The sequence below is a fragment of the Pseudomonas sp. SWRI99 genome (assembly GCF_014270125.1).
Taxonomy (GTDB): Bacteria; Pseudomonadota; Gammaproteobacteria; order Pseudomonadales; family Pseudomonadaceae; genus Aquipseudomonas; species Aquipseudomonas hamedanensis.
Map to the genome: position 1 here is coordinate 173,517 of NZ_JABWQR010000003.1, position 23,229 is coordinate 196,745.

The 23,229-nt window shown below is 60.1% G+C and carries 25 protein-coding genes; 8 read left to right on the plus strand and 17 right to left on the minus strand.

Annotation, left to right across the window (positions count from 1 at the left end; translation table 11 throughout):
* Positions 1 to 77: 77 nt before the first annotated feature.
* The 12 genes from HU743_RS03785 to ffh all read right to left on the minus strand — a co-directional run bounded on the left by HU743_RS03785 (position 78) and on the right by ffh (position 11,137).
* Positions 78 to 359, minus strand: coding sequence for a DUF3509 domain-containing protein (locus tag HU743_RS03785; protein WP_186551113.1), 282 nt, complete (start codon positions 357 to 359; stop codon positions 78 to 80).
* A 165-nt stretch (positions 360 to 524) separates the two neighbouring features.
* Positions 525 to 932: a DNA-binding protein gene (locus HU743_RS03790; RefSeq protein ID WP_186551114.1), complete on the minus strand. Its 408-nt coding sequence runs from the start codon at positions 930 to 932 to the stop codon at positions 525 to 527.
* 117 nt (positions 933 to 1,049) lie between these two features.
* Positions 1,050 to 2,423: a transporter substrate-binding domain-containing protein gene (locus HU743_RS03795; RefSeq protein ID WP_186647009.1), complete on the minus strand. Its 1,374-nt coding sequence runs from the start codon at positions 2,421 to 2,423 to the stop codon at positions 1,050 to 1,052.
* A gap of 120 nt (positions 2,424 to 2,543) precedes the next feature.
* Positions 2,544 to 3,953: a threonine synthase gene (gene thrC, locus HU743_RS03800; protein ID WP_186551116.1), complete on the minus strand. Its 1,410-nt coding sequence runs from the start codon at positions 3,951 to 3,953 to the stop codon at positions 2,544 to 2,546.
* A 104-nt stretch (positions 3,954 to 4,057) separates the two neighbouring features.
* Positions 4,058 to 5,362 carry a homoserine dehydrogenase gene (locus HU743_RS03805; RefSeq protein WP_186551117.1) on the minus strand — a complete coding sequence of 435 codons (1,305 nt, stop codon included), beginning with the start codon at positions 5,360 to 5,362 and terminating at the stop codon, positions 4,058 to 4,060.
* A gap of 130 nt (positions 5,363 to 5,492) precedes the next feature.
* Positions 5,493 to 6,224: a bifunctional protein-disulfide isomerase/oxidoreductase DsbC gene (dsbC, locus tag HU743_RS03810; protein WP_186621262.1), complete on the minus strand. Its 732-nt coding sequence runs from the start codon at positions 6,222 to 6,224 to the stop codon at positions 5,493 to 5,495.
* Between the two features lie 258 nt (positions 6,225 to 6,482).
* The gene (xerD, locus tag HU743_RS03815; protein WP_186647011.1) at positions 6,483 to 7,379 is read right to left on the minus strand and encodes a site-specific tyrosine recombinase XerD; all 897 of its coding nucleotides are present in this window, start codon (positions 7,377 to 7,379) and stop codon (positions 6,483 to 6,485) included.
* A 187-nt stretch (positions 7,380 to 7,566) separates the two neighbouring features.
* The gene (rplS, locus tag HU743_RS03820; RefSeq protein ID WP_003175895.1) at positions 7,567 to 7,917 is read right to left on the minus strand and encodes a 50S ribosomal protein L19; all 351 of its coding nucleotides are present in this window, start codon (positions 7,915 to 7,917) and stop codon (positions 7,567 to 7,569) included.
* Between the two features lie 45 nt (positions 7,918 to 7,962).
* A complete protein-coding gene (gene trmD, locus HU743_RS03825) occupies positions 7,963 to 8,715 on the minus strand; it encodes a tRNA (guanosine(37)-N1)-methyltransferase TrmD (RefSeq protein WP_090281920.1) in 753 nt (250 codons plus the stop codon).
* Positions 8,716 to 8,717: 2 nt separating this feature from the next.
* A complete protein-coding gene (rimM, locus tag HU743_RS03830; RefSeq protein ID WP_186551120.1) occupies positions 8,718 to 9,254 on the minus strand; it encodes a ribosome maturation factor RimM in 537 nt (178 codons plus the stop codon).
* A 5-nt stretch (positions 9,255 to 9,259) separates the two neighbouring features.
* A complete protein-coding gene (gene rpsP / locus HU743_RS03835; protein WP_003185073.1) occupies positions 9,260 to 9,511 on the minus strand; it encodes a 30S ribosomal protein S16 in 252 nt (83 codons plus the stop codon).
* Positions 9,512 to 9,760: 249 nt separating this feature from the next.
* Positions 9,761 to 11,137, minus strand: a complete 1,377-nt coding sequence (gene ffh / locus HU743_RS03840) for a signal recognition particle protein (RefSeq protein ID WP_008081630.1) — start codon at positions 11,135 to 11,137, stop codon at positions 9,761 to 9,763.
* 210 nt (positions 11,138 to 11,347) lie between these two features.
* On the opposite strand from ffh, the gene ccsA reads away from it, so the two are divergent.
* The 3 genes from ccsA to HU743_RS03855 all read left to right on the plus strand — a co-directional run bounded on the left by ccsA (position 11,348) and on the right by HU743_RS03855 (position 15,377).
* On the plus strand, positions 11,348 to 12,160 hold the full coding sequence (gene ccsA, locus HU743_RS03845) for a cytochrome c biogenesis protein CcsA (protein ID WP_186551121.1): 813 nt from the start codon (positions 11,348 to 11,350) through the stop codon (positions 12,158 to 12,160).
* Positions 12,161 to 12,172: 12 nt separating this feature from the next.
* A complete protein-coding gene (locus tag HU743_RS03850; RefSeq protein WP_186647013.1) occupies positions 12,173 to 13,405 on the plus strand; it encodes a transporter associated domain-containing protein in 1,233 nt (410 codons plus the stop codon).
* A 655-nt stretch (positions 13,406 to 14,060) separates the two neighbouring features.
* Positions 14,061 to 15,377: an MFS transporter gene (locus HU743_RS03855; RefSeq protein ID WP_186647015.1), complete on the plus strand. Its 1,317-nt coding sequence runs from the start codon at positions 14,061 to 14,063 to the stop codon at positions 15,375 to 15,377.
* Positions 15,378 to 15,466: 89 nt separating this feature from the next.
* Here the strand turns inward: HU743_RS03855 and purT are convergent, their stop codons facing one another.
* From purT to HU743_RS03880, 5 genes are all read right to left on the minus strand, one after another.
* A complete protein-coding gene (purT, locus tag HU743_RS03860; RefSeq protein WP_024011715.1) occupies positions 15,467 to 16,648 on the minus strand; it encodes a formate-dependent phosphoribosylglycinamide formyltransferase in 1,182 nt (393 codons plus the stop codon).
* A gap of 99 nt (positions 16,649 to 16,747) precedes the next feature.
* Positions 16,748 to 17,215, minus strand: a complete 468-nt coding sequence (locus HU743_RS03865; RefSeq protein WP_090281913.1) for a VUT family protein — start codon at positions 17,213 to 17,215, stop codon at positions 16,748 to 16,750.
* 155 nt (positions 17,216 to 17,370) lie between these two features.
* Complete coding sequence (locus HU743_RS03870) at positions 17,371 to 17,586, minus strand: DUF1289 domain-containing protein (protein WP_186647017.1); 216 nt, start codon at positions 17,584 to 17,586, stop codon at positions 17,371 to 17,373.
* Complete coding sequence (locus HU743_RS03875) at positions 17,583 to 18,107, minus strand: gamma carbonic anhydrase family protein (protein WP_186637899.1); 525 nt, start codon at positions 18,105 to 18,107, stop codon at positions 17,583 to 17,585. The genes HU743_RS03870 and HU743_RS03875 overlap by 4 nt, the downstream gene beginning before the upstream one ends.
* Before the next feature lie 45 nt (positions 18,108 to 18,152).
* Positions 18,153 to 18,752 carry a CoA pyrophosphatase gene (locus HU743_RS03880; protein ID WP_186647019.1) on the minus strand — a complete coding sequence of 200 codons (600 nt, stop codon included), beginning with the start codon at positions 18,750 to 18,752 and terminating at the stop codon, positions 18,153 to 18,155.
* A 147-nt stretch (positions 18,753 to 18,899) separates the two neighbouring features.
* Between HU743_RS03880 and HU743_RS03885 the strand changes: the two genes are divergently transcribed.
* From HU743_RS03885 to HU743_RS03905, 5 genes are all read left to right on the plus strand, one after another.
* The gene (locus HU743_RS03885; RefSeq protein WP_186551128.1) at positions 18,900 to 19,451 is read left to right on the plus strand and encodes an NUDIX hydrolase; all 552 of its coding nucleotides are present in this window, start codon (positions 18,900 to 18,902) and stop codon (positions 19,449 to 19,451) included.
* A gap of 93 nt (positions 19,452 to 19,544) precedes the next feature.
* Positions 19,545 to 20,060: a L,D-transpeptidase family protein gene (locus tag HU743_RS03890; protein ID WP_186551129.1), complete on the plus strand. Its 516-nt coding sequence runs from the start codon at positions 19,545 to 19,547 to the stop codon at positions 20,058 to 20,060.
* Between the two features lie 282 nt (positions 20,061 to 20,342).
* Positions 20,343 to 21,074, plus strand: a complete 732-nt coding sequence (locus HU743_RS03895) for a GntR family transcriptional regulator (RefSeq protein ID WP_186551130.1) — start codon at positions 20,343 to 20,345, stop codon at positions 21,072 to 21,074.
* Between the two features lie 24 nt (positions 21,075 to 21,098).
* A complete protein-coding gene (gene nagA / locus HU743_RS03900; protein WP_186647021.1) occupies positions 21,099 to 22,205 on the plus strand; it encodes an N-acetylglucosamine-6-phosphate deacetylase in 1,107 nt (368 codons plus the stop codon).
* Positions 22,186 to 23,208 (plus strand): SIS domain-containing protein, encoded by a 1,023-nt coding sequence (locus HU743_RS03905; RefSeq protein ID WP_186647023.1) that lies wholly within the window; start codon positions 22,186 to 22,188, stop codon positions 23,206 to 23,208. The genes nagA and HU743_RS03905 overlap by 20 nt, the downstream gene beginning before the upstream one ends.
* The last annotated feature ends 21 nt before the right edge of the window (positions 23,209 to 23,229 follow it).

Sequence of the window (23,229 nt, forward strand, 5' to 3'; positions counted from 1 at the left end):
GCACAATGCTTGATCCTGCTGTTATGGGGTCTGACTGACAGGGATGCAGGAAGGTTCCCACAAAATAAATTTCATCTTCAGAGCAGCGCACGCTTGTCCAGCGCTGCATTGCGTAACGCTGCAATGACGCAGGGTTCCAGCCGTCCTTCGGCAATCATTACGTCACGGTGCAAGCCATCGACGACATCCGTCAGCAAGCGTTTGTCGCTTAACTGGGCCTGATTGAATTCGCGTTCAACGACAATCGCGCCATTGCTGTTCTTCAGGGTGACCAGGCATTCGCCATGGCTGCCGCGAGGGGTCAACGTCACGTGATACGGGCTCAGAGCCTCACCGAGCAATAGACTGATACTTTCCATCTCGATCTCCACTCAATAGTCCGAAAACATTGCGCCTGGGGCGTGCTCACAATAAGTGACCATCCGCCCGAGAAGAAAGTTCTGCCTGCAGGCGCCTCGATCCGGGCGTGGCGCCGGCCTGACAGAGCATGCCTTGCGAAGATTACAGAACAAAAACGACCCGCTTCAAGCCCCGACAGGCTGCAACGGGGTCAGCAGGTAGTTGTCCAGCAGGCCTCGCATCAATACCGCCGAGACCGGCGTTTGCAGGCGCCCGAGCAGGCGCAGGCGATGCTCGTACAACAAGGGTTCGAGATCGCTCAGCAGGCTCGCGGCGACCGAGCCCAGCAGGATCAGTGCACGCGCCTCTTGTTCGACCGCCAGATGCCGGATCAGGGCCAGGCCCTCGCCGCCCTTGAGCTGCGGATCGCAAATGGCGATGTCCACCGCACCGCGATGCCCCAGCGAACACATGGCCGAGGCCAGCGACGGCGCCGTCAGTACGTCATAAATGCCAACGGCATTGAGCATTTGGTGCAATGCCATCAGCTGGAACGGGTTAGGTTCGAATATCAGGACTTTAAGCGAGCGCATGGGCGACCTCTGGAACGACAATCGCGGACTCTCACCGCATTTGTCGTTCACTCTAGGGCAGGCGTCTTAAGCCTCCCATCAGAAAAGTAGCCGCGTCTTATAGGACATTTCCCATCTTCAATGCAGACAACGACACCCACTCTCTACCCGACGCTGGGTGATGTCCGTCCAGCCTCCCAGCAATCCGCGTAATTTGCCGTCGGCACTGTAAAACGGCACCGTCCACTGATAGACCTCGCGCGGACCGCTCTTGAACTGCAACTGACGATTACTGAAGCGCGCTTTACGCGTGCGCAGTTGCACCATGAACTCATCGTGCAGCGTCCTTGCGGTGGTTTCCGGCAGCGCGTCGACCTCGAACAACAGCCGTCCTTGCACTTGGTCCAGGCGAACCGAGAGCGCCTCTTCGTAACTGCGATTACACAGAATCAAGCGTCCCTGCAGGTCACGCACGAACAGCGGATCGGGCATTGAATCGATCAACGCCTGCTGAAACGCCAGTTGATCGCTCAGATCCTTTTCCGCTTCGCGGCGCAGCTTGATCACCGCCGTCAACCGCCGGTTCCACACCAATGACAGCAGACCGAACAGCCCCAGCCCGCCCATTCCCCAAAAACCCCACTGTGTCAGCCGTTGACTGACCGACGGCACGGGAACCGGTGTGATGCCCTCCAGCCACTTCAGGCGAATGGATCGCAGCTCAGCGGCGGGAAACGCCTCCAGCGCCTTATTGAGAATGCTCAGCAGCACCGGCAAGCCCTTGCGTACGGCCAAGTGGTCGGCCTCCCATTTGCCTTCGACCAGTCCGCCGACCTTGAGCAAGCCCAGCGGATAAAGCTGCGCGCCGATTTCGTTTTCGATGGTCGCGTAGGCTTCGCCACTCTCGACGAGCGCCCGGGCCTCGGCGTAGGTTTTGACCGAGCGTATGTTTATCGCCGGGTAGTCACGCCGGATCACGTCTTCCAGAGCATGCCGCGCCGGTAGCACCACTGTGCGCTGGCTCAGTTGTTCAAACGACTCCACCGCCGGCGCGCCGGAGCGCCCGACAAATACCCAGCCCGCCCCGCCGAAGGCATGGCTGAAATCAAGGAACAGCTTGCGCTCATCGCTCATCGCCAACGTTGTGCTGATATCTGCCGACCCGCTTTCGAGGCGTTCGAGCATGTGATCGGTGGAGAATGACTCCTGATGCTCGAATTGCAGTCCGGTCATCGCGCTGACGCGTTTGAGTACGTCGTTGTTGAGGCCACTCCAATGTCCGTGCTCATCCTGAAACAGATACAACGGGTACTGCACCGAGGCCACCGCCACTGTAGGGTTTTCACGAATCCATTCACGCTCATGCTCTTCCAGCTCGATAGGCTCAATACCGCTGGCCACAGCTTCCCCATGCAACGCCAACTGCGCCGCCATCCCTGCCTGCCCCCAGCCGAGCACTGCCAATAACAACAACCAGCCCAGTGCCGGTTTAACACCTCTATAAAACCGCATTGCCACTTCCTTCGTGATCGGCTCACCCGTCCTTCGAGGGTGAAAACCCGAGCAGTGTGGCAGCAGAAACAAAAAAGCCCGTCAGGAGACGGGCTTCAAAATGTGACAGCTTTTGCAGGCTTAGAGCGGTTTGCCGCGGTTGCCATGCTGGCTGACAAAGGCCTGCACGGCTTTCAGCTCGTTTGGCAGAACAGTGCAGCGCTCGTTTCGCTCAAACAAATCAGAAAGATGTGCAGGTAGTTCGAGCGCTTTTCCTACACCGGCTTTCTCGACGGCGTCCGGAAACTTGACCGGGTGGGCGGTGCCGAGAATGACCATCGGGATGTCCAGGCTGCGACGGCATTCGCGCGCGGCCTTCACACCGATGGCAGTGTGCGGGTCAAGGACTTCACCCGTCTGCTCGTAGACTTCAGCGATGGTTTCGCAGGTCTGCGCATCGTCTACGGCCAGTGAGTCGAACAGCTTGCGCGCTTCGGTCCAGCGCTCTTGCTCGACGCTGAAGCTGCCGTCCTTTTTGAACGAGTTCATCAGGCCGGCAATCGCCGCACCATTGCGACCGTGCAGGTCGAACAGCAGGCGTTCGAAGTTCGACGACACCATGATGTCCATTGATGGCGACAGCGTGGCGTGCAGGGTTTCCTTGACGTACTGATTGCCGCTCATGAAGCGGTGCAGGATGTCGTTGCGGTTGGTGGCGACGATCAACTGGTTGATCGGCAGGCCCATGTTGCGCGCCAGGTAACCGGCGAAGATGTCGCCGAAGTTGCCGGTCGGCACCGAGAACGACACCGAACGTGCCGGCCCGCCCAACTGCAGGGCAGCGTGGAAGTAGTAGACGATCTGGGCCATGATCCGCGCCCAGTTGATCGAATTCACCGCCACCAGACGCGTGCCCTTGAGGAAGCTCTGGTCGGCGAAGCTGGCCTTGACCATTTCCTGGCAGTCATCGAAGTTGCCTTCGATGGCGATGTTGTGAATGTTCTCGCCGAAAATCGTCGTCATCTGGCGACGCTGCACTTCCGACACACGGTTGTGCGGGTGCAGGATGAAGATGTCGACGTTTTCGCAGTGCTTGCAACCTTCGATGGCGGCCGAACCGGTATCACCGGAAGTGGCACCGACGATCACCACGCGCTCGCCGCGTTTTTCCAGCACATAGTCGAGCAGGCGACCGAGCAGTTGCAGGGCGAAGTCCTTGAACGCCAGGGTGGGTCCGTGGAACAGCTCCATGACCCATTCATTGCCGTTGAGCTGACGCAGCGGCGCGACGGCGCTGTGGGCGAACACACCGTAGGTTTCTTCAAGAATCTTTTTGAAATCGGCGTCCGGAATGCTGCCGGTGACGAACGGGCGCATCACCCGGAAAGCCAGTTCGTGATACGGCAGGCCGGCCCAGGAAGCGATTTCTTCCTGGGTGAAACGTGGCAGGTTTTCTGGAACGTACAGACCGCCGTCGGTCGCGAGACCGGCCAGCAGGACGTCTTCGAAATTCAGGGCCGGTGCCTGGCCGCGAGTACTGATATAACGCATAGGGGCAAACCTTTGGTTTGAGCCGCAAGCTGCAAGCTACAAGCTGCAAGTAAAAGCCGAACCGCTTTGACTTGCCGCTTGTAGCTTGCCGCTTGTAGCTGCTGTTAATTCAAATGTTCGACACGGATCCGTACAACCGGGCCGTCGACACCCGCCAGCGCTTCAAGGGCGGCGATCGCATCGTTGATGCGCTGCTCCACCACGCGGTGGGTCAGCAGGATCATCGGCACCAGACCGTCATGCTCTTCGACTTCTTTCTGCATGATCGATTCGATATTGATGCCGCGCTCCGAGAGGATGCTCGCCACCTGTGCCAGTACGCCCGGATGGTCCTTGGCCTGAATGCGCAGGTAGTACGCGCTTTCGCAGGCTTCGATCGGCAGGATCGGATGGGCCGACAGCGAATCCGGCTGGAAGGCCAGGTGCGGCACACGGTTTTCCGGATCGGACGTCATGGCGCGAACCACGTCGACCAGGTCGGCGATCACCGACGACGCCGTCGGCTCCATGCCCGCGCCGGCGCCGTAGAACAGCGTCGAACCGGCCGCATCACCGTTGACCATCACCGCGTTCATCACGCCGTTGACGTTGGCGATCAGGCGATCGGCCGGAATCAGCGTCGGGTGCACGCGCAGTTCGATGCCCGCGTCAGTGCTGCGCGCGACACCGAGGTGCTTGATGCGATAGCCCAGCGCTTCGGCGTAATTGACGTCAGCGGTGGTCAGCCTGGTGATGCCTTCGGTGTAAGCCTTGTCGAATTGCAGCGGAATGCCGAACGCGATCGACGCCAGGATCGTCAATTTGTGCGCCGCGTCGATGCCTTCGACGTCGAAGGTCGGATCGGCTTCGGCATAGCCCAGCGCCTGCGCTTCGGCGAGCACGTCTTCGAACGTACGGCCCTTCTCGCGCATTTCGGTGAGGATGAAGTTGCCGGTACCGTTAATGATCCCCGCGACCCAATTGATGCGGTTGGCCGACAGGCCTTCACGAATCGCCTTGATCACCGGAATGCCACCGGCCACCGCTGCTTCGAATGCCACGATCACGCCTTTCTCGCGTGCCTTGGCGAAAATCTCATTACCGTGAACGGCTATCAGCGCCTTGTTCGCGGTGACCACATGCTTGCCATTCTCGATGGCCTTGAGTACCAGCTCGCGGGCAACGGTGTAGCCGCCCATCAGCTCTATGACGATGTCGATCTCAGGGTTCGTGGCCACTTCGAAGACATCGTTGGTAATCGCAATACCGGTCGTCTGGAACTGAGGCTTTGGCGTGCGCATGGCAATTTGCGCCACTTCGATCCCACGCCCGGCACGACGAGCAATTTCCTCGGCGTTGCGCTGAAGTACGTTGAAGGTCCCGCCACCGACGGTCCCTAACCCACAGATGCCTACTTTGACCGGATTCACTGTGAACTCCCCATGAAACGGCCGACTCGAGGTCGGCCGGAAAACAACCGCGTGCTCGCGGCTCTCTATTAATGGCCCGGTGAAGTGACCACCGGACCATGATCGTCAAGGCTGACCGTGACGATGCGAATTACTTCGCGCCCAGCGCCAGTTTGGCGACTTGTGGCGCAGGCTGGTAGCCCGGAATGACTTGTCCGTCGGCCAAAACGATGGCCGGTGTACCGTTCACGCCGATCGACTGACCGAGGGCGAACTGTTTGGAAACCGGGTTATCGCACTTGGCGGCCTTGATTTCCTTGCCATCGACCATTTTGTCCATGGCGGCTTTCTTGTCTTTCGAGCACCACACGGCTTGCAACTGCTCGTCACCTGGCGAATTCAGGCCCTGACGCGGGAACGCCACGTAGCGCACTTCGATGCCGCGCTTGTTCAGCTCGGGCACTTCGGCGTGCAGTTTGTGGCAGTACGGGCAGGTGGTGTCGGTGAACACGGTGATATGCGATTTGGTCTCGCCCACGGCCGGGTAGACCACGGTTTCGGCCACCGGGATGGCGTTGATCAGCTTGGAAATGCCCAGGCGTTCGGTCTTCTCGGTCAGGTTGACCGGTTTGCCGTCCTTGAGCTGGTACAGGTTGCCCTGAACGATGTACTGACCATCGGCGCTGGCGTACAGCACGCGGCTGCCCTTGAGCTTGACTTCGTACATGCCTGGCAGCGGGCTTGAATTGATGCTTTCTACCGGAACCTCGAGTTCGAGTTTTTCCAGGCTTTGACGAATGGCTTTGTCGGCCGCGTCATCGGCGACGGCAAAGGTGCTCGCCAACGCAATGGCGGCGGCGGCGAAAATCTGGGTCAGACGCATGAGAACTCCTGAAGGCGGACAAATGGAACGTTCAGAACGCCCGTGCGAAACACCGGGTCATGACCGTCCATCGTGCAAACCGGGAAAGCCTAACACATAAGGCCACGGTGGCCGAATGCGCCTGTCGCCACAGGTTTAAACATCTCCGAAGCACCCCTGTAGGAGTGAGCCTGCTCGCGATAGCGGTCTGTCAGTCGAAGCTGTGTCGTCAGGGCTACAGCTATCGCGAGCAGGCTCACTCCTACAAGGGATTTTTGTTCAGCCGCGAGGATGGTGTTTGGCGTGCAGGTCTTGCAGGCGGGCGCGGGCCACGTGGGTGTAAATCTGGGTTGTGGACAAGTCGCTGTGCCCGAGCAACATCTGCACCACGCGCAGGTCTGCACCGTGGTTGAGCAGGTGCGTGGCAAACGCATGGCGCAAGGTGTGCGGCGACAGCGACTTGCTGATCCCGGCGACCTTGGCCTGATGCTTGATCCGGTGCCAGAAAGTCTGGCGAGTCATCTGCTCACCGCGCTGGCTGGGGAACAGCACATCGCTGGGACGGCCACCAAGCAGTTCACCGCGACCGTCGCGCATGTAGCGTTCGACCCAGACAATCGCCTCCTCGCCCATCGGCACCAGGCGCTCTTTGCTGCCCTTGCCCATCACCCGCAGTACGCCCTGGCGCAGGTTGACTTGTTCCAGCGTCAGGCTGATCAGTTCGGTCACCCGAAGCCCACAGGCATACAAGACTTCCAGCATGGCCCGGTCACGCTGGCCGATCGCGTCACTCAGGTCCGGCGCCTTGAGCAGCGCTTCGACGTCGGCTTCCGACAGGGATTTGGGCAATGGCCTACCGAGTTGCGGCATGTCGACGCGTAACGTCGGGTCGACGCTGATCAGCTTTTCCCGGAGCAGATAGCGATAAAAGCCACGCACCCCGGAGAGGAATCTCGCGGTCGAACGCGGTTTGTAGTTCTGCTCCAGCCGCCAGGCCAAGTGATCGAGGATCAACTCGCGTCCGGCATTGATCAGTTCCAGGTTTTTCTCCTGCAACCAGCCATTGAACAGCGCCAGATCACTGCGATAAGCGCCACGGGTGTTATCGGACAGGCCTTTCTCCAGCCATAAGGCGTCGAGGAATTGATCAATCAGCGGATGGTCGATGGCAGGCATGGATACTCAGGGCAGGGCTTTTTCGCGCCGCGTGCAAATAGACAGTGAATGGGCGCCAGTCTTTCATAGCCGGCCAGATCAAGGAACAGAGAGATTCGCTGAACGAGGCGTTCGAGATGGATTTGCTAAATCGCAGGCAACAAAAAAGCAGCCCGCAGGCTGCTTTTTTCTGCATCGGAAGCTGGACTTAAGCCAGTTTTTCCTTGATGCGAGCTGCTTTACCCGACAGGTCACGCAGGTAGTACAGCTTGGCTTTACGTACGTCACCGCGACGCTTGACAGCCATGCTGTCGATTTGCGGCGAGTAGGTCTGGAAAGTACGTTCTACGCCAACACCGTTGGAGATTTTACGAACGGTGAACGCACTGTTCACGCCGCGGTTACGCTTGGCGATGACAACGCCTTCGAACGCTTGCAGACGGGAACGATCGCCTTCCTTCACTTTCACCTGAACGACAATAGTGTCGCCTGGGGCGAAGGTAGGGATTTCTTTGGTCATCTGCTCTGCTTCGAGTGCAAGGATGATTTTGTTGGTCATGCTGTGCTCCTAAGGTAAATCGTTCGATCTACCATCGATACGTTGTTAACTATCGTCCCGCTCGCGGATGTATTCCTCGAGCAGCTTCTTCTCTTCTCCAGAAAGCGAGCGGCTTTCCAGAAGATCGGCGCGTCGTTCATAGGTCCGGCCAAGGGACTGCTGTAAACGCCAACGCCGGATATGCGCGTGATTGCCACTTAGCAACACGTCGGGAACACGCTGATCCGCATACACCTCCGGTCGGGTGTAGTGCGGGCAATCCAGCAGACCATCCGTAAAGGAATCTTCCTCAGCGGAATCCGCATGCCCTAAAGCTCCAGGCAGCAGTCGTGTAACCGCATCGATCAGGACCATGGCCGGCAGCTCGCCGCCAGACAATACATAGTCGCCAATCGACCACTCTTCATCGACATGAGCCTCAATAAAGCGCTCGTCAATGCCTTCGTAACGGCCGGCAATCAGGATCAATGCATCCGATTGTGCCAGCTCGCGTACCGCCGACTGAGTCAGTTGACGGCCTTGGGGGGACAGGTAAATCACCTTCGCCGCCTCCCCGGCTGCTGCCTTGGCCTGAACCAGAGCATCTTCCAGGGGCTTGATCTTCATCACCATGCCCGGACCACCGCCAAACGGGCGATCGTCCACAGTGTGATGCCGATCCGTCGTGTAATCTCGCGGATTCCAACAGGTCAGCTGCAAGAGCCCCTGCTTGACCGCACGACTGGTGATGCCGTAATCGCCAATGGCAGAAAACATCTCGGGAAACAGACTGATCACTTCTACGCGCAAGTTAGCCACGTTTAGAAGTCCGCGTCCCAATCCACCTTCATCTCGCCCGCGGCCAGGTCGACGGCCAACACGCATTGCTCGGTATAGGGCAACAGGCGTTCGCGATCATCCAGGCTGCCAGCGCAAGGCTTGACGACCATTACATCATTGGCGCCGGTTTCCAGAAGATGATCGATTTTCCCGAGCAGTTGCCCAAGGGTGTCGATGACCTTCAGACCTTCCAGCTGGTACCAGTAGTACTCGCCATCGGTCAATTCAGCGAACAGGTTGCGCGGCACGCAGATCTCATAACCGGCCAGAAGACGAGCTTCTTCACGATCATCGAGACCCTTGAGCTTGGCGACCAGGAACTTGTCGCTCCCGCGTCCACTGACCAGCTCGACCTGTTTGACATTGCCTTCGCGCTTGAGCGTCCAGGTTTTGTACTGCAACAGGTTTTCAGTCGGATCAGTAAAGGAATACACCTTCACTTCGCCGCGAACGCCATGAACAGAATAAATTTTGCCAATAACGATCAAATCATCGGCAGCAGCAGGCGTCGCGTTCATATTGCTCAGGCCGCAGCCTTGGCAGATTCCTTCAACAACTGAGCAACGCGCTCAGAAGGTTGTGCACCAACGCTCAGCCAGTAGGCAACGCGCTCTTGGTTCACGGACAGACGGATTTCCTGGCCACGGGCAACAGGGTTGAAGAAACCAACCTGTTCTTTGTGGGAGCCGTCACGCGGGTTACGCGAGTCGGTTACGGTCAGGTGGTAAAACGGGCGCTTTTTGGAGCCGCCAAGGGCAAGACGGATTGTTAGCATGTGAACATCGTTCCTGTAGTCGGTGCTGCAAATCTAAATGCACAGCGGGCGTGGGTGCCCGAAAGGCCGCATATTCTAAGGAATATCCGGACTTTTGCAAATGACTTTTTCCGGCGCCTGTGGCATGCCGTGCAGATTTGCATAGAGAGCCGTCGGTTAAAACGGCCAGTCAGCTCCCGCCGAGTGCGGGTTTGCTGTTGATCCCGCATCCTTGCGGGGCCTGCGCCGGTGCGACGACCGGCCAGTTAGTTACATTTTTGGCATACCGCCGCCGGGCAACATACCGCCCATGCCGCGCATCATTTTTGCCATACCGCCCTTGGCGGTGAATTTCTTCATCATCTTCTGCATCTGCTTGTGCTGCTTGATCAAGCGACCGATGTCCTGCACCTGAGTGCCGGAGCCCATGGCGATCCGGCGCTTGCGCGAACCGCTGATCAGCTCAGGGTCGCGGCGCTCGGCCGGGGTCATGGAATTGATGATGGCTTCCATCTGTTTGAATTGCTTTTCTGCGGCGTTCTGGGCATTGCCCATCTGCGACAGATTCACCCCGCCGATGCTCGGCAGCTTGTCCATGAGCCCGCCAAGGCCGCCCATGTTCTTCATTTGTTGCAGCTGATCGCGGAAGTCTTCGAGGTCGAAGCCCTTGCCCTTCTTCAGCTTCTTGGCCAGCTTGTCGGCCTTGTCCTTGTCGAGGGTCGCTTCGGCCTGTTCGATCAGGCTGAGCACGTCGCCCATGCCGAGGATTCGCGAGGCGATCCGCTCAGGGTGGAACGGATCGAGCGCTTCGCTCTTCTCGCCCATACCGATGAACTTGATCGGCTTGCCGGTGATGGCGCGCACCGACAGCGCGGCACCGCCACGGGCATCGCCGTCGACCTTGGTCAGGATCACACCGGTCAGCGGCAGTGCATCACCGAAGGCCTTGGCCGTGTTGGCGGCGTCCTGACCGGTCATGGCGTCGACCACGAACAGGGTTTCGACCGGGTTGATCGCGGCGTGCAGCGCCTTGATCTCGCCCATCATCTCTTCGTCGATGTGCAGACGACCGGCGGTATCGACGATGACCACATCGATGAATTTCAGTTTTGCTTCTTTAATAGCAGCAGTGGCGATGTCGACCGGTTTCTGGCTCAGGTCGGACGGGAAGAACGTCACGCCGATGTCGTTGGCCAGGGTTTCCAGCTGCTTGATCGCCGCCGGACGGTAGACGTCCGCCGACACGACCATCACCGACTTCTTCTTGCGCTCTTTAAGGAAGCGCGCCAGCTTGCCGGCGGTGGTGGTTTTACCCGCGCCCTGCAGACCGGCCATCAGAATCACCGCCGGCGGCACGGCGCTCAGGTTCAGGTCTTCGTTGGCCGCGCCCATCAGGCTTTCGAGTTCGGCCTGGACGATCTTCACGAACGCCTGGCCCGGCGTCAGGCTGCGCGACACCTCGGTGCCGACAGCGCGCTCCTTGACCGAATTGACGAAGTCCTTGACGACCGGCAGCGCGACGTCAGCTTCAAGCAACGCCATGCGCACTTCACGCAGGGTGTCTTTGATGTTGTCCTCGGTCAGCTTCGCCTTGCCGGTGACATGGCGCAGCGTCTGCGAGAGACGGTCGGTTAAGTTTTCAAACATTGCGCGATCCTTTCAGGCCCTGTACAGACCGGGATAATGGCGGCCCAGACCGGAATCAACATGTGCTCGGCGAGCCTGCGGCGTGGGCAGGTCGCGGATTATAGCGAAGACTGCGGCCGGCGGACACCTCGCTGTCAGCTTGCTGAGTCTTTCGTGCGATAGCGGTTCTATGCCAAACTCAGCCCCTTTCGGGCTTGCCTAACAGGATTTATGCTCCCCTTGTCACCCAGTTTGCTGACCACCCTCGCCGCCGCCCTTCTTTATGCCGCTGCGACCCTTTATCAGAGCACCCGTCTGGCCACCGGCGCCAAGGCGAACAAGCGCCTGCTGGTTACGCTCGGCGTCCTCGCCGTTGTGGCCCACGGCGCCAGCTTGCTCACGCATCTGCTGACCCCGATCGGCCTGGGCCTGGATTTCTTCAGCGCCTCCAGCCTGATTGCCGCAGCGGTGATCGCCCTGACCCTGCTCGCCTGTTCACGGATCCCGGTGGAGAACCTGCTGGTGCTGCTGTTTCCGCTGGGCGCCATCACCGTGCTGCTGGCGCAGTTCGCGCCGACCGGCACGGTGCAGATCATCGATGAAGAACCGGGCATCCTCGCCCATATTCTGCTGTCGATCCTCGCCTACGGCATGTTCACCATCGCGGTGTTCCAGGCGTTGTTGCTGCTGGTCCAGGACCACCAGCTCAAGCACAAGCACCCGTCCGGACTGATCAAGAACTTTCCGCCGCTGCAAACCATGGAAAGCCTGCTGTTCGGCTTCCTCTGGGCCGGCTGGACGCTGCTGTCGCTGTCGCTGATCTCCGGCTGGCTGTTCGTCGAGAATCTGTTCGCCCAGCACCTGGTGCACAAGACCTTGCTGGCGTGCCTGGCGTGGATCGTGTTCAGCGTGCTGTTGTGGGGCCGCAATCGTCTTGGCTGGCGCGGCCACAAGGCGATTCGCTGGACCCTCGCCGGTTTCTGCCTGCTGATGCTGGCGTATTTCGGCAGCAAACTGGTTCGTGAATACATTCTGCACATCTGACGGGCGGCATAAATGGACGGTTTGCCCATAGGGCCGATGCTCGCGGTATTTGTCCTGCTGATTTTGTGGTCGGGACTGTTTACCGCCGTCGAAATCGCGCAGCAGCATCTGCTCGCGCAACGCACCGCCTCGCGCGCCAGCGATAAGCCGCTGGCGAAGCTGAGCTTCCCGCTCGACAGCCTGATCCTGTGCAACACGCTGTGTCGCGCGCTCGCGGTAATCATCGCCACGTTGCTGGCGATTTTCCTCTGCGAAGAAAACGGTCCGTGGGCGGCTTGCCTCGGCGTTGGCGCCATCCTGCTGGTGTTTGCCGATTACTTCCCGCGCACCGTTGCCCGGCGCTATCCCGATGCGGTGCTGTCGTTCGGCAATGCCCTGCTGGCGGTGCCACTGCGAATCGTCTACCCGTTCGCCTGGCTATTCAGCCGACTGAGCGCTTTGCTGATGACGCCGTTCACGCGCAAGGCTCAGGTCGTGCAACAGAGCGAGGACGACCTGCCGGCCGATCTTCAGGATGATTCCGAACATCCGGTTCGCGCCCATCCGGTGTCGGGCATCCACGCGCTGGAAAACATCACGGTCAATGACATTCTGGTCCCGCGCAGTGACGTCGACGGCATCAATCTTGACGATTCGATCGAAGAAATCATCGAGCAACTGCGCCACAACAAACGCACGCGCCTGCCGCTGTTTCACAGCGACATCAATCAGGTCGAAGCGGTCCTCAATACCCGCCAGATCGGCCACTTGCTGAACAACGGCCAACTGACCCGCGAAGCACTGCTGGCGGCCAGTTACGAGCCGTACTTCGTCCCGGAAAGCACGCCGTTGCAACTGCAGTTGCTGAACTTTCACAAACAGCAGCGGCGCCTGGGCATGGTGGTCGACGAGTACGGCGAAGTGCTGGGGATCGTCACGCTGGAAGATATTCTTGAAGAGATCGTCGGCGAATTCGAAAGCGAACACAGCCTCGAAAACCCGCACATTCATCCACAAACCGACGGGCGCATGGTGATCGATGGCGCCGCCTCGATCCGCGAACTGAACAAGTGCCTGGGCTGGCATTTGCCGAGCGATGGTCCGAAGACCCTGAATGGTCTGGTGACCGAAGCGCTGGAGACCATTCCGGAGAGTGCGGTTTGTCTGAAGATTGGCCGTTATCGCCTGGAAATCCTTGAAACCGAGGAGAACCGGGTGAGCAAAGTGTTGATCTGGCTTACGAGCCTGGCACCCGCCAAGGCCTAAGCCCTGTGTGAGGGGAGCTTGCTCCCGCCAAGGTCTAAGCCTTGTGGCGAGGGAGCTTGCTCCCGCCAAGGTCTAAGCCCTGTGGCGAGGGAGCTTGCTCCCGCTCGGGCGCGCAGCGGCCGCAAAATAGCGGCACCACATCAAAAGAAGGGGCTGCTTCGCAACCCAGCGGGAGCAAGCTCCCTCGCCACATCATCATTTACCTGCAGAATGGGCGAAGCTTTAATTGCGCTTGTTCGATCGTCAGGCCCCTTCCTATAATCGAGGCGCTTACCCGTCTAAGCTTCCGTGGCGAGGGAGCTTGCTCCCGCTCGGGCGCGCAGCGGCCGCAAAATAGCGGCACCACATCAATAGATAGGGCTGCTTCGCAACCCAGCGGGAGCAAGCTCCCTCGCCACATCATCATTTGCCTGCAGAATGGGCGAAGCTTTAATTGCGCTTGTTCGATTGTTAGCCTCCTTCCTATAATCGAGGCGCTTACCCAAGCGCCGTCGATCCCTGTGCTTACCCGGCACTCCACGGATCCCGACTGTTTTGCGCTACACACCGACGACTGTTCCTACTCGAAACAGCGATCGCGCCTCATCCCACATCCCTGGGTGTTCGACCATAATAATTCGCTCCAACGGAGCTCATGACTGTCAGGGATCACCGCATGACGACCCAAACCGCTTACAGCGAAACCGCGCCTGCCCAACCGGCCAACTCCGCCACTCGCGTGGCCACGGCCAGCTTTATCGGCACCGCCATCGAGTTTTACGACTTCTACGTGTACGCCACCGCTGCGGCGCTGGTGATCGGGCCGGTGTTCTTTCCGCAGACGTCCGGGACAGCGCAAATGCTCTCGGCGTTTCTCACCTTTGGCATCGCTTTTCTTGCCCGCCCGCTGGGTTCGGCGCTGTTCGGCCATTTCGGCGACCGCGTCGGCCGTAAATCAACGCTGGTCGCTTCGCTGCTGCTGATGGGCGTGTGTACAACCTTGATTGGCGTCCTGCCGGGCTACGACAGTATCGGTGCCTGGGCGCCGATTCTGCTCTGTGTACTACGTTTCGGTCAGGGCCTGGGCCTGGGTGGTGAATGGGGTGGTGCTGCGCTGCTGGCCACGGAAAACGCACCGAAAGGCAAACGCGCCTGGTTCGGCATGTTCCCGCAACTCGGGCCATCGATTGGTTTCCTTGCAGCCAACGGTCTGTTCCTGACCCTGGCAATGACTCTGGATGACGAACAGTTCCGCAACTGGGGCTGGCGCATTCCGTTTCTGCTCAGCGCCGCGCTGGTAATGGTCGGCCTCTACGTGCGCCTCAAGCTTCACGAAACGCCAGTGTTCGCCAACGCCATCGCCCGTCAGGAGCGGGTGAAGGTGCCGCTGGTCGAACTGTTCAGTCAGTACTGGGCACCAACCTTGCTGGGCGCAGCGGCAATGGTGGTCTGCTATGCGCTGTTCTACATCTCGACGGTGTTTTCCCTCAGCTACGGCGTCTCCACGCTGGGTTATAGCCGCGAAACGTTCCTCGGCCTGCTGTGCTTTGCGGTGCTGTTCATGGCAGCGGCCACACCTTTATCGGCTTGGGCCAGCGACCGTTATGGACGCAAACCGGTGTTGCTCATCGGAGGTGTGCTGGCGATTCTTTCCGGGTTTCTGATGGAGCCGTTGCTGACTCAGGGTTCGACCTGGGGCGTGGCGTTGTTCCTGTGCATCGAATTGTTCTTGATGGGTGTGACGTTCGCGCCGATGGGGGCGCTGTTGCCTGAGCTGTTTCCGACCCATGTGCGTTACACCGGCGCGTCAGCGGCGTACAACCTGGGCGGGATCGTCGGCGCCTCGGCGGCACCGTTCTTTGCGCAGAAACTGGTGGCGATGGGCGGGTTGAGTTATGTCGGCGGGTACGTGTCGGCGGCGGCGGTGTTGAGTGTGATTGCGGTGTTGTGTTTGAAGGAGACCCGTGGCAATGACCTGAATCGGGTCGCTTGATAGACAGCTATCGCGAGCAGGCTCACTCCTACAGGGGAACGCATTCCAAATTGTAAGAGTGAGCCTGCTCGCGATGGGCGCGACTCGGTTTAGAGTTCTACAACAACCGCCTGAGACGCACGAGTCGCCTTGGCACGCGCAGCCTCGATCGACTCATCGCGCGCCAGCGCCACGCCCATGCGGCGTTGACCGTTGACTTCAGGCTTGCCGAACAGGCGCAGCGCAGTGTCCGGCTCGCTCAACGCGGCGCCCAGGTTGGCGAATGCGGTCTGGGTCGACTGCCCTTCCACCAGAATCACCGCTGACGCCGAAGGGCCGAACTGGCGAATCAGCGGCACCGGCAAGCCCAGAATGGCCCGCGCGTGCAGGGCGAACTGCGACAGATCCTGAGAAATCAGCGTGACCAGGCCGGTGTCATGCGGACGCGGCGACACTTCGCTGAACCACACCTGATCGCCCTTGATGAACAACTCGACGCCAAACAGACCACGACCACCCAGCGCCTCCGTCACCGCTTTGGCGACACGCTCGGATTCAGCCAGGGCAATTGGACTCATGGCCTGCGGCTGCCAGGATTCCTGATAATCGCCCTTCTCCTGACGGTGACCGACCGGAGCACAGAAGGTGGTCCCGCCGATGTGGCGCACGGTCAGCAGGGTGATTTCGTAATCGAAATCGATGAAGCCTTCGATGATCACCCGACCTTTGCCGGCACGACCGCCCTCTTGCGCGTAATCCCAGGCTTTCTGCACATCATCGGCGCTGCGCAGCAGGCTCTGGCCTTTGCCCGAGGAGCTCATCACCGGCTTGACGACGCAAGGGAAACCCAGGTCCTGCACGGCTTTGCTGTAATCCTCGAAGGTGTCGGCAAAGTGGTACGGCGAAGTCGGCAGGTCCAGCTCTTCAGCGGCCAGACGACGGATGCCTTCGCGGTTCATGGTCAGCTGTGCAGCGCGGGCCGTCGGGATCACGGTAAAGCCTTCGGCCTCCAGCTCAACCAGGGTGGCGGTGGCGATGGCTTCGATTTCCGGCACGATGAAGTGCGGCTTCTCGGCCTCGATCACCGCACGCAGGGCGGCGCCGTCGAGCATGTTGATCACGTGGCTGCGGTGGGCGACTTGCATGGCCGGCGCATTGGCGTAGCGATCGACGGCAATCACTTCAACGCCGAGGCGCTGCAATTCGATTACCACTTCCTTGCCCAACTCACCACAGCCACACAGCAATACGCGGGTCGCGGTTGGCGACAATGGAGTTCCGATACGGGTCATCTCAGGTCCTCAAAGAAGCGGATCATCGAGGAAAGCCACGCAAGTGCGCTTTCCATGGGGAGAAAGCGCGGCATTTTACATGAACCCGAGGGTTTGGCTTCAGCTGGCGACAGCCTGTTTGCGCTCGCGCCAGGCCATGATCAGCCAGACGGCGGTGACGCCGGCAAACTTCGACGCCAGTGCGGTGATGATCACCGGCGGGGTCAGCAGGTCGATCATGCCGAAGAAAATGAACGTATCCAGCGGAATGCTCAACGCCGAACTGATCCACAAGCGGTCGCGCAGCGGACGCTTGGTGATGCTGAACACCAGCCAGTCGATGCACTCGGAAACGGCGAACGCGGTGGCGCTGGCCAATGCAATGGAAGGGTCGGACGTCACGTAGGACAGCACCAGCGCCGCCAGCATCGCCACAATCGCACCATGACCGAAACGGGTTTGCACCATGTCGCGCAACACAAACACCAACCCGCCCCACGCCGACCAGATGATGTCCAGGTGCGGCGCGGTGGAAAAAGCGAAGTTGATCAGCACGACGCTGCTGATGTAGGCGATGAGAAAGATCATGGAGGCGGCCTGTGAATGTGGCGCACAGGTTACTTCAGGCTGTGTTGTGAGCCAATAAGATGTAGTGAATGTACTGGCCTCTTCGCGGGCAAGCCCGCTCCCACATGAGATCTCATTCCAAATATGGGAGCGGGCTTGCTCGCGAAAGCGGTGGTTCAGACGCCTGACTTCGCTGGAATCATCCACACCAACCCACTCGCCTTCGCCCGCTCATGGCACAACCCCAGCACCACGCGGCGCTCCTCATTGCTCATGCGGCCCCAACGGGTGATCTCTGCGACCGTGCGCTGGCACCCGGTGCAAACGTCATCTTCGTCCAGCGCGCAAATATTCACACAGGGCGAGGCGACGGGTCGTTCGGCGGTAGTCATTCTTCCTGCTCAACCAGATCGCGGGCATAACGCTGCGAGTTATGCACATAGTGCGCGGCGCTGGCTTCGAGCATGTTCTTTTGCGCCTCGGTCAGCTCCCGCACGACTTTTCCAGGCGAGCCCATCACCAGCGAACCGTCGGGAATTTCCTTGCCTTCGCCGATCAGCGAATTGGCGCCGATGATGCAGTTCCTGCCGATCTTCGCGCCGTTGAGAATCACCGCGTTGATACCGATCAGGCTGTAATCGCCAACAGTGCATCCGTGCAGCATGGCGTTGTGGCCGATGGTCACGCCAGTGCCGATGGTCAACGGATAACCCATGTCGGTGTGCATCACCGTGCCGTCTTGCACGTTGCTGTTTTTGCCAATCAGGATCAGTTCGTTGTCGCCGCGCAGCACGGCGTTGAACCAGACGTTGGCGCCTTCTTCCAGTCTGACCTTGCCGACCAGCACGGCATTGGGGGCGACCCAGCTCTGCGGGTGAGTCTCGACGCGGGCGTCGCCCAGGCGGTATTTCATGTTGTTTTCCTCAGGGCTTGCGGTGTTCGGCCACTCGAACGGCGGTCAGGTATTGAGAAAGCTTTTCGGCGGCTGGTGCAAGCTGATATCAGCGTCATAAAGCAGGTTGATCAGCTCGACGATCATGATTGCCGTCAGCCCCCAGATCTTGTATTCGCCGTAGCGATAACTGGGCACGTACCAGCTTCTGCCCTGGTAGTCGATGCGATGGGTGTGTTCGCGGGGGTCCTTACGGAAGAATTCCAGCGGCACACTGAAGACTGCGGCAATTTCGGCATCGTTGGGCTGGTATTCGACGAAGTCGGGAATCACCCCGACGTACGGCGTGACCTTGATGCCATGCAGGGAAATCAACGGGCTGAGCGGGCCGATGACTTCGACCAGTCCCGGCGGCAGGCCGATTTCTTCTTCGGCCTCACGCAGGGCGGTGAAGACCAGGTCCGGGTCTTCAGGGTCGCGGCGGCCACCGGGAAAGGCGACTTCGCCGCCATGGGTCGAAAGCCCGCTGGCACGCAGCGTCAGGACCAGTTCCGGCTCGTCACTGCGGGTGATCGGCACCAGAACGGCGGCTTCGGGGAAACGCGTGTCGGTCTCCAGCGTGCGCGGTGTGTGGTTGCTTACCCTATGCAGTAGCTCGTCCAGCATGAGTGTTCTCGATCGGGGCCTTACCCTGCATCATGCACCAATCGATGCGAGTGCCCAAGCCCCCGAAACCCGTCGTGTCGCGAAACGACAACTTGCCGACCGGCACCGCTGCACGCCAAGATAGGCGCAGCATTCAGGAACCTGAGCATGAAATTTTGCAGCCAATGCGGTAACCCGGTGACGCAGCGCATTCCCGAAGGCGATTCGCGGCTGCGATTTGTCTGCGACAGCTGTCAGACCATTCACTACCAGAACCCCAACATCGTCGCCGGGTGCGTGCCGACCTGGGGCAGCAAAGTGCTGCTCTGTCGTCGCGCCATCGAGCCACGTTTGGGGTACTGGACGTTGCCGGCCGGTTTCATGGAAAACGGCGAGACCATCGAACAGGCCGCCATCCGCGAAACCGCTGAAGAAGCCTGCGCCCGGGTTCGCCACCTGAGTATCTACACGCTGATCGACGTGCCGCACATCAGCCAGGTGCATGTGTTCTTTCGTGCCGAGCTGGTCGATGTGGATTTTGCCGCTGGTCCCGAGAGCCTCGAAGTGCAACTGTTCGACGAAGCCGACATTCCCTGGGACGAGCTGGCGTTCCGCACGGTGGGGCGTACGCTGGAATGCTTCTTCGCGGATCGGCGCAACGAGGTTTATCCGGTGCGCTCGGAATCCATTCCGCCACTGGTCCAGCCGGCGATCACTTGATCTTTTCAAGGGGCGGCCGATAACCACAGCGCGTTTGCACTACATCCGCGTCTATCAATCATGTATCTGCTTCATTGCTGGGGAATCGTTTCAATGCGTTGGTTGCTTGCCCTGTTTTGCCTGTCGTTCGTTGCAGTCTCGCAAGCGTCATTCGTGACCACCGTGACGCCGTCGAATACCCCTCTCATCGAAAAGGTCCTGGTGCTCAAATCGGCGCATCAGTTGCAATTGATCGTCGACGGCAAGCCGCTCAAGACCTATCGCATCTCCTTGGGCAAGGGCGCGAAAAAAGGTCCGAAACTGATCGAAGGCGATAAACGCACCCCGGAAGGCTTCTATTGGATCGACTGGCGCAAGACCAGCGACAAATTCAATCTGTCGATGCACATTTCCTACCCGAACATCAGCGACTCGGCCCGCGCCCGGCGTGAAGGCGTCGAGCCCGGCGGGATGATCATGATCCATGGCACGCCGGATTCGGAAGAAACCCCTGAAGAGCTGTTCCACACGCTGGACTGGACCGACGGCTGCGTCGCGATGCGTAACGTCGACATGCGCGAAGTATGGAGCCTGGTGCCGGATGGCACGATGGTCGAAATTCGCCCTTAATCCCTGACCACTGGTCACCTGCAAAAAATAAATCAAAAGATCGCAGCCTGCGGCGGCTCCTACAGAGGTGATACCACTCTCAACTGTAGGAGCTGCCGCAGGCTGCGATCTTTTGCTTTGTACAGGCCACCACTAATACCACTTAAAAATACGCCCCCTGAAAACCACCATTCCATTGGGTCAGGCACCCTTTCATCGCGTTGACATGGTATTGAAGTGGTATTAATTTCCGCCCCACAAGCGCGCCACAACAATCCTATACCCGCGCCGGAAATGACCGCCATGAACGACCTCCACGCCTTGCGCCCCGACGATTCCCAGCCGACGCCGTTGTACCTGCAACTGGCGCGCAATCTGGAAGCCGCGATCCATGCCGGGCAATGGAAAGCCGAACAGGCGATGCCGTCCGAGCGCAACCTCAGCGACCAGCTCGGCATTTCCCGGGTCACCGCGCGCAAAGCCCTGGAAGTCTTGCTCGATCAAGGCCTGATCCGCCGCCTGCAAGGTTCCGGCACTTTCATCACGCCCCGCCTGGAACAACCGCTGTCGCGTCTGTCCGGCTTCAGCGAAATGCTCCGCTTGAAAGGTTTCGTGCCGAGTTCGCACTGGCTGGAGCGGGAAATCACCCTGCCGACCCATGAAGAGCTGATCCGCCTCGGCCTGTCGCCGAACGACAAGGTCGCGCGCATGAAGCGCCTGCGCAAAGCCGACGACACGGTGATGGCCATCGAAATGAGCACGCTGCCCGCCTCGATCATGCCCAAGCCGCAAGCGGTGGGTGATTCGCTGTACGAATACCTCGACGGCATCGGCAAACCGATCGTGCGCGCCTTGCAGCATATCCAGGCGATCAACGCCTCGGACGAGTTCGCCGCATTGGTCGGTATTGCCCCAGGTACCGCCATGTTGCTGATGACCCGGGTCGGTTATCTGGAAGACAACACCCCTATCGAAGTCACCGACACCTACTGCCGCAACGATTACTACGACTTTGTTGCAGAGCTGCGACGTTAGGCGCGGCCACAAGCGAGAACGAAAATGTCCGAAGACAACATCCTCACCGCCAGCGGCTGGGTTCGCGGCCGGCTGATCCACGAACACGGCAGAGTCGTATCGATCGAAGGCGTGCCGTGCGATCCGGCCGATAACGATCTGCCCTATCTGCTGCCGGGCTTCATCGACCTGCACGTTCACGGCGGTGGCGGCAAAGACATCATGGAAGGCGCCAGCGCCTTCGAAACCATCAGCAAAACCCACGTACGTTTCGGCACCACGTCGCTGCTGGCTACCACCATGACCGCGCCGAGTGCCGAGATTTCCAGCGTCTTGAAGGACGTCGGCGACTTCTGCAAACGGCGTCCCAAAGGCACCGCGCGAGTCCTCGGCGTACACCTCGAAGGCCCCTACATCAATCCAGGAAAACTCGGCGCCCAGCCAAACTTCGCCCACACCGCGTTGATGGCCGAAGTCGAAGCGTATCTGGCGCTGGCGCCGATCCGGGTAATTACCATCGCCCCGGAAATTGCCGGCCACGATGCGTTGATCCGTGAACTGAGCAGTCGCGGCATCCGCATGCAGATCGGCCACACCCTCGGCAGTTACGAGGAAGGCGTCGCCGCGCTGGCGGCCGGCGCGACCAGTTTCACTCACTTGTACAACGCCATGAGCCCGCTGCATCACCGTGAGCCGGGCATCGTCGGCGCGGCCCTGGCCCACGCTACGTTCGCCGAACTGATTCCCGATCTGCTGCACGTGCACCCAGGCGCCATTCGCGTGGCCCTGCGTTCGATTCCATGCCTGTATTGCGTCACCGATTCGACCGCCGCCGCCGGCATGCCCGATGGCGAATACAAGCTCGGCAGCCACACCGTGACCAAATGTCTGGGCGGCGTGCGCCTGCCCGACGGCACGCTGGCCGGCAGCACCCTGACCATGGATCAGGCCCTGCGCAATCTGGTGAAGATCGGTCTGCCGATCAACGAAGCCTCGCAGCGCCTGTCGCAATTTCCCGCCGACTACCTCGGCCTCAACGAACGCGGGCGCCTTGCACCGGGCGCCTGGGCCGACTGCGTGCGGCTCGATCGCGCACTGACACTGACCGCCGTGATGGTCGAAGGAGAAGACATTGACTTCAAAAATGCTTGAGGAGGCGCTGTCCTCGTTCGAGGCCGTGCAAGCCCAGTTGCAACAGCTCGACGCGCCGATGATCGAGATCGCCGGGCGCCTGCGCCGCCAGCCGCCGCAAGTGGCGATGACCGTCGCCCGGGGCAGTTCCGACCACGCCGCCAGCTACTTCGCTTACCTGACCATGCAGCATGTGGGAGTGCCGGTGGCCTCGTTACCGATGTCGGTGGTGACCATGCAGCAAGCGCCGTTGAAGGTCAGCGGTCAGGTCGCCTTCGCTTTCTCGCAGTCGGGACAGAGTCCGGACCTGGTCAACAGCCTGCGTCTGTTGCGCAAGCGTGGCGCCCTCAGCGTGTCGATGGTCAACGCCGCCGACTCGCCACTGGAAGCCGCTTGCGAATTCAGCCTGCCGTTGCTCGCCGGGACTGAAAGCAGTGTCGCCGCGACCAAGAGTTTTATCGCCACCCTCAGCGCCAGCGCCCGTTTGATCGCGCATTGGAAAGAAGACCGCGAGTTGCTGCAAGCCCACGATGCGCTGCCCGAAGGCCTGCGCGAAGCGGCCAAACAGGACTGGAGCATGGCCATCGAAGCGCTGCGCGATTGCGAGCGCTTGATGGTCATCGGCCGTGGCGCCGGTTTTGCCATCGCTCAGGAAGCGGCATTGAAATTCAAGGAAACCTCGGCGATTCAGGCCGAAGCGTTCAGCAGCGCCGAGGTCCGTCACGGCCCGATGGCGCTGATTGACGAACACTATCCGCTGCTGGTGTTCGCGCCACGCGGTGCCGAGCAGGCCGGCCTGTTGAGTCTGGCCGCAGAGATGCGTCAACGCGGCGCCCGGGTATTGCTGGCCGCGCCGGACGACGTCAGCGAACGCGACTTGACCTTGTCCCGCGCCGAACACCCGGCCCTCGACCCGATCCTGGCGATCCAGAGTTTTTACGTGATGGCCGCCGGCCTGGCCGTGGCCCGTGGCATGGACCCGGATCAACCGCGCCATTTGAGCAAAGTGACCCGCACGCATTAAGTCCGACTGACTGCACACCTG

Bases quoted from the DNA above. Each gene is read 5' to 3' on its own strand.
- HU743_RS03785 (WP_186551113.1), bottom strand. From the start codon at position 359: ATGGAAAGTATCAGTCTATTGCTCGGTGAGGCTCTGAGCCCGTATCAC.
- HU743_RS03790 (WP_186551114.1), bottom strand. From the start codon at position 932: ATGCGCTCGCTTAAAGTCCTGATATTCGAACCTAACCCGTTCCAGCTG.
- HU743_RS03795 (WP_186647009.1), bottom strand. From the start codon at position 2,423: ATGCGGTTTTATAGAGGTGTTAAACCGGCACTGGGCTGGTTGTTGTTA.
- thrC (WP_186551116.1), bottom strand. From the start codon at position 3,953: ATGCGTTATATCAGTACTCGCGGCCAGGCACCGGCCCTGAATTTCGAA.
- dsbC (WP_186621262.1), bottom strand. From the start codon at position 6,224: ATGCGTCTGACCCAGATTTTCGCCGCCGCCGCCATTGCGTTGGCGAGC.
- xerD (WP_186647011.1), bottom strand. From the start codon at position 7,379: ATGCCTGCCATCGACCATCCGCTGATTGATCAATTCCTCGACGCCTTA.
- rplS (WP_003175895.1), bottom strand. From the start codon at position 7,917: ATGACCAACAAAATCATCCTTGCACTCGAAGCAGAGCAGATGACCAAA.
- rimM (WP_186551120.1), bottom strand. From the start codon at position 9,254: ATGAACGCGACGCCTGCTGCTGCCGATGATTTGATCGTTATTGGCAAA.
- rpsP (WP_003185073.1), bottom strand. From the start codon at position 9,511: ATGCTAACAATCCGTCTTGCCCTTGGCGGCTCCAAAAAGCGCCCGTTT.
- ffh (WP_008081630.1), bottom strand. From the start codon at position 11,137: ATGTTTGAAAACTTAACCGACCGTCTCTCGCAGACGCTGCGCCATGTC.
- ccsA (WP_186551121.1), top strand. From the start codon at position 11,348: ATGCTCCCCTTGTCACCCAGTTTGCTGACCACCCTCGCCGCCGCCCTT.
- HU743_RS03850 (WP_186647013.1), top strand. From the start codon at position 12,173: ATGGACGGTTTGCCCATAGGGCCGATGCTCGCGGTATTTGTCCTGCTG.
- HU743_RS03855 (WP_186647015.1), top strand. From the start codon at position 14,061: ATGACGACCCAAACCGCTTACAGCGAAACCGCGCCTGCCCAACCGGCC.
- purT (WP_024011715.1), bottom strand. From the start codon at position 16,648: ATGACCCGTATCGGAACTCCATTGTCGCCAACCGCGACCCGCGTATTG.
- HU743_RS03865 (WP_090281913.1), bottom strand. From the start codon at position 17,215: ATGATCTTTCTCATCGCCTACATCAGCAGCGTCGTGCTGATCAACTTC.
- HU743_RS03870 (WP_186647017.1), bottom strand. From the start codon at position 17,586: ATGACTACCGCCGAACGACCCGTCGCCTCGCCCTGTGTGAATATTTGC.
- HU743_RS03875 (WP_186637899.1), bottom strand. From the start codon at position 18,107: ATGAAATACCGCCTGGGCGACGCCCGCGTCGAGACTCACCCGCAGAGC.
- HU743_RS03880 (WP_186647019.1), bottom strand. From the start codon at position 18,752: ATGCTGGACGAGCTACTGCATAGGGTAAGCAACCACACACCGCGCACG.
- HU743_RS03885 (WP_186551128.1), top strand. From the start codon at position 18,900: ATGAAATTTTGCAGCCAATGCGGTAACCCGGTGACGCAGCGCATTCCC.
- HU743_RS03890 (WP_186551129.1), top strand. From the start codon at position 19,545: ATGCGTTGGTTGCTTGCCCTGTTTTGCCTGTCGTTCGTTGCAGTCTCG.
- HU743_RS03895 (WP_186551130.1), top strand. From the start codon at position 20,343: ATGAACGACCTCCACGCCTTGCGCCCCGACGATTCCCAGCCGACGCCG.
- nagA (WP_186647021.1), top strand. From the start codon at position 21,099: ATGTCCGAAGACAACATCCTCACCGCCAGCGGCTGGGTTCGCGGCCGG.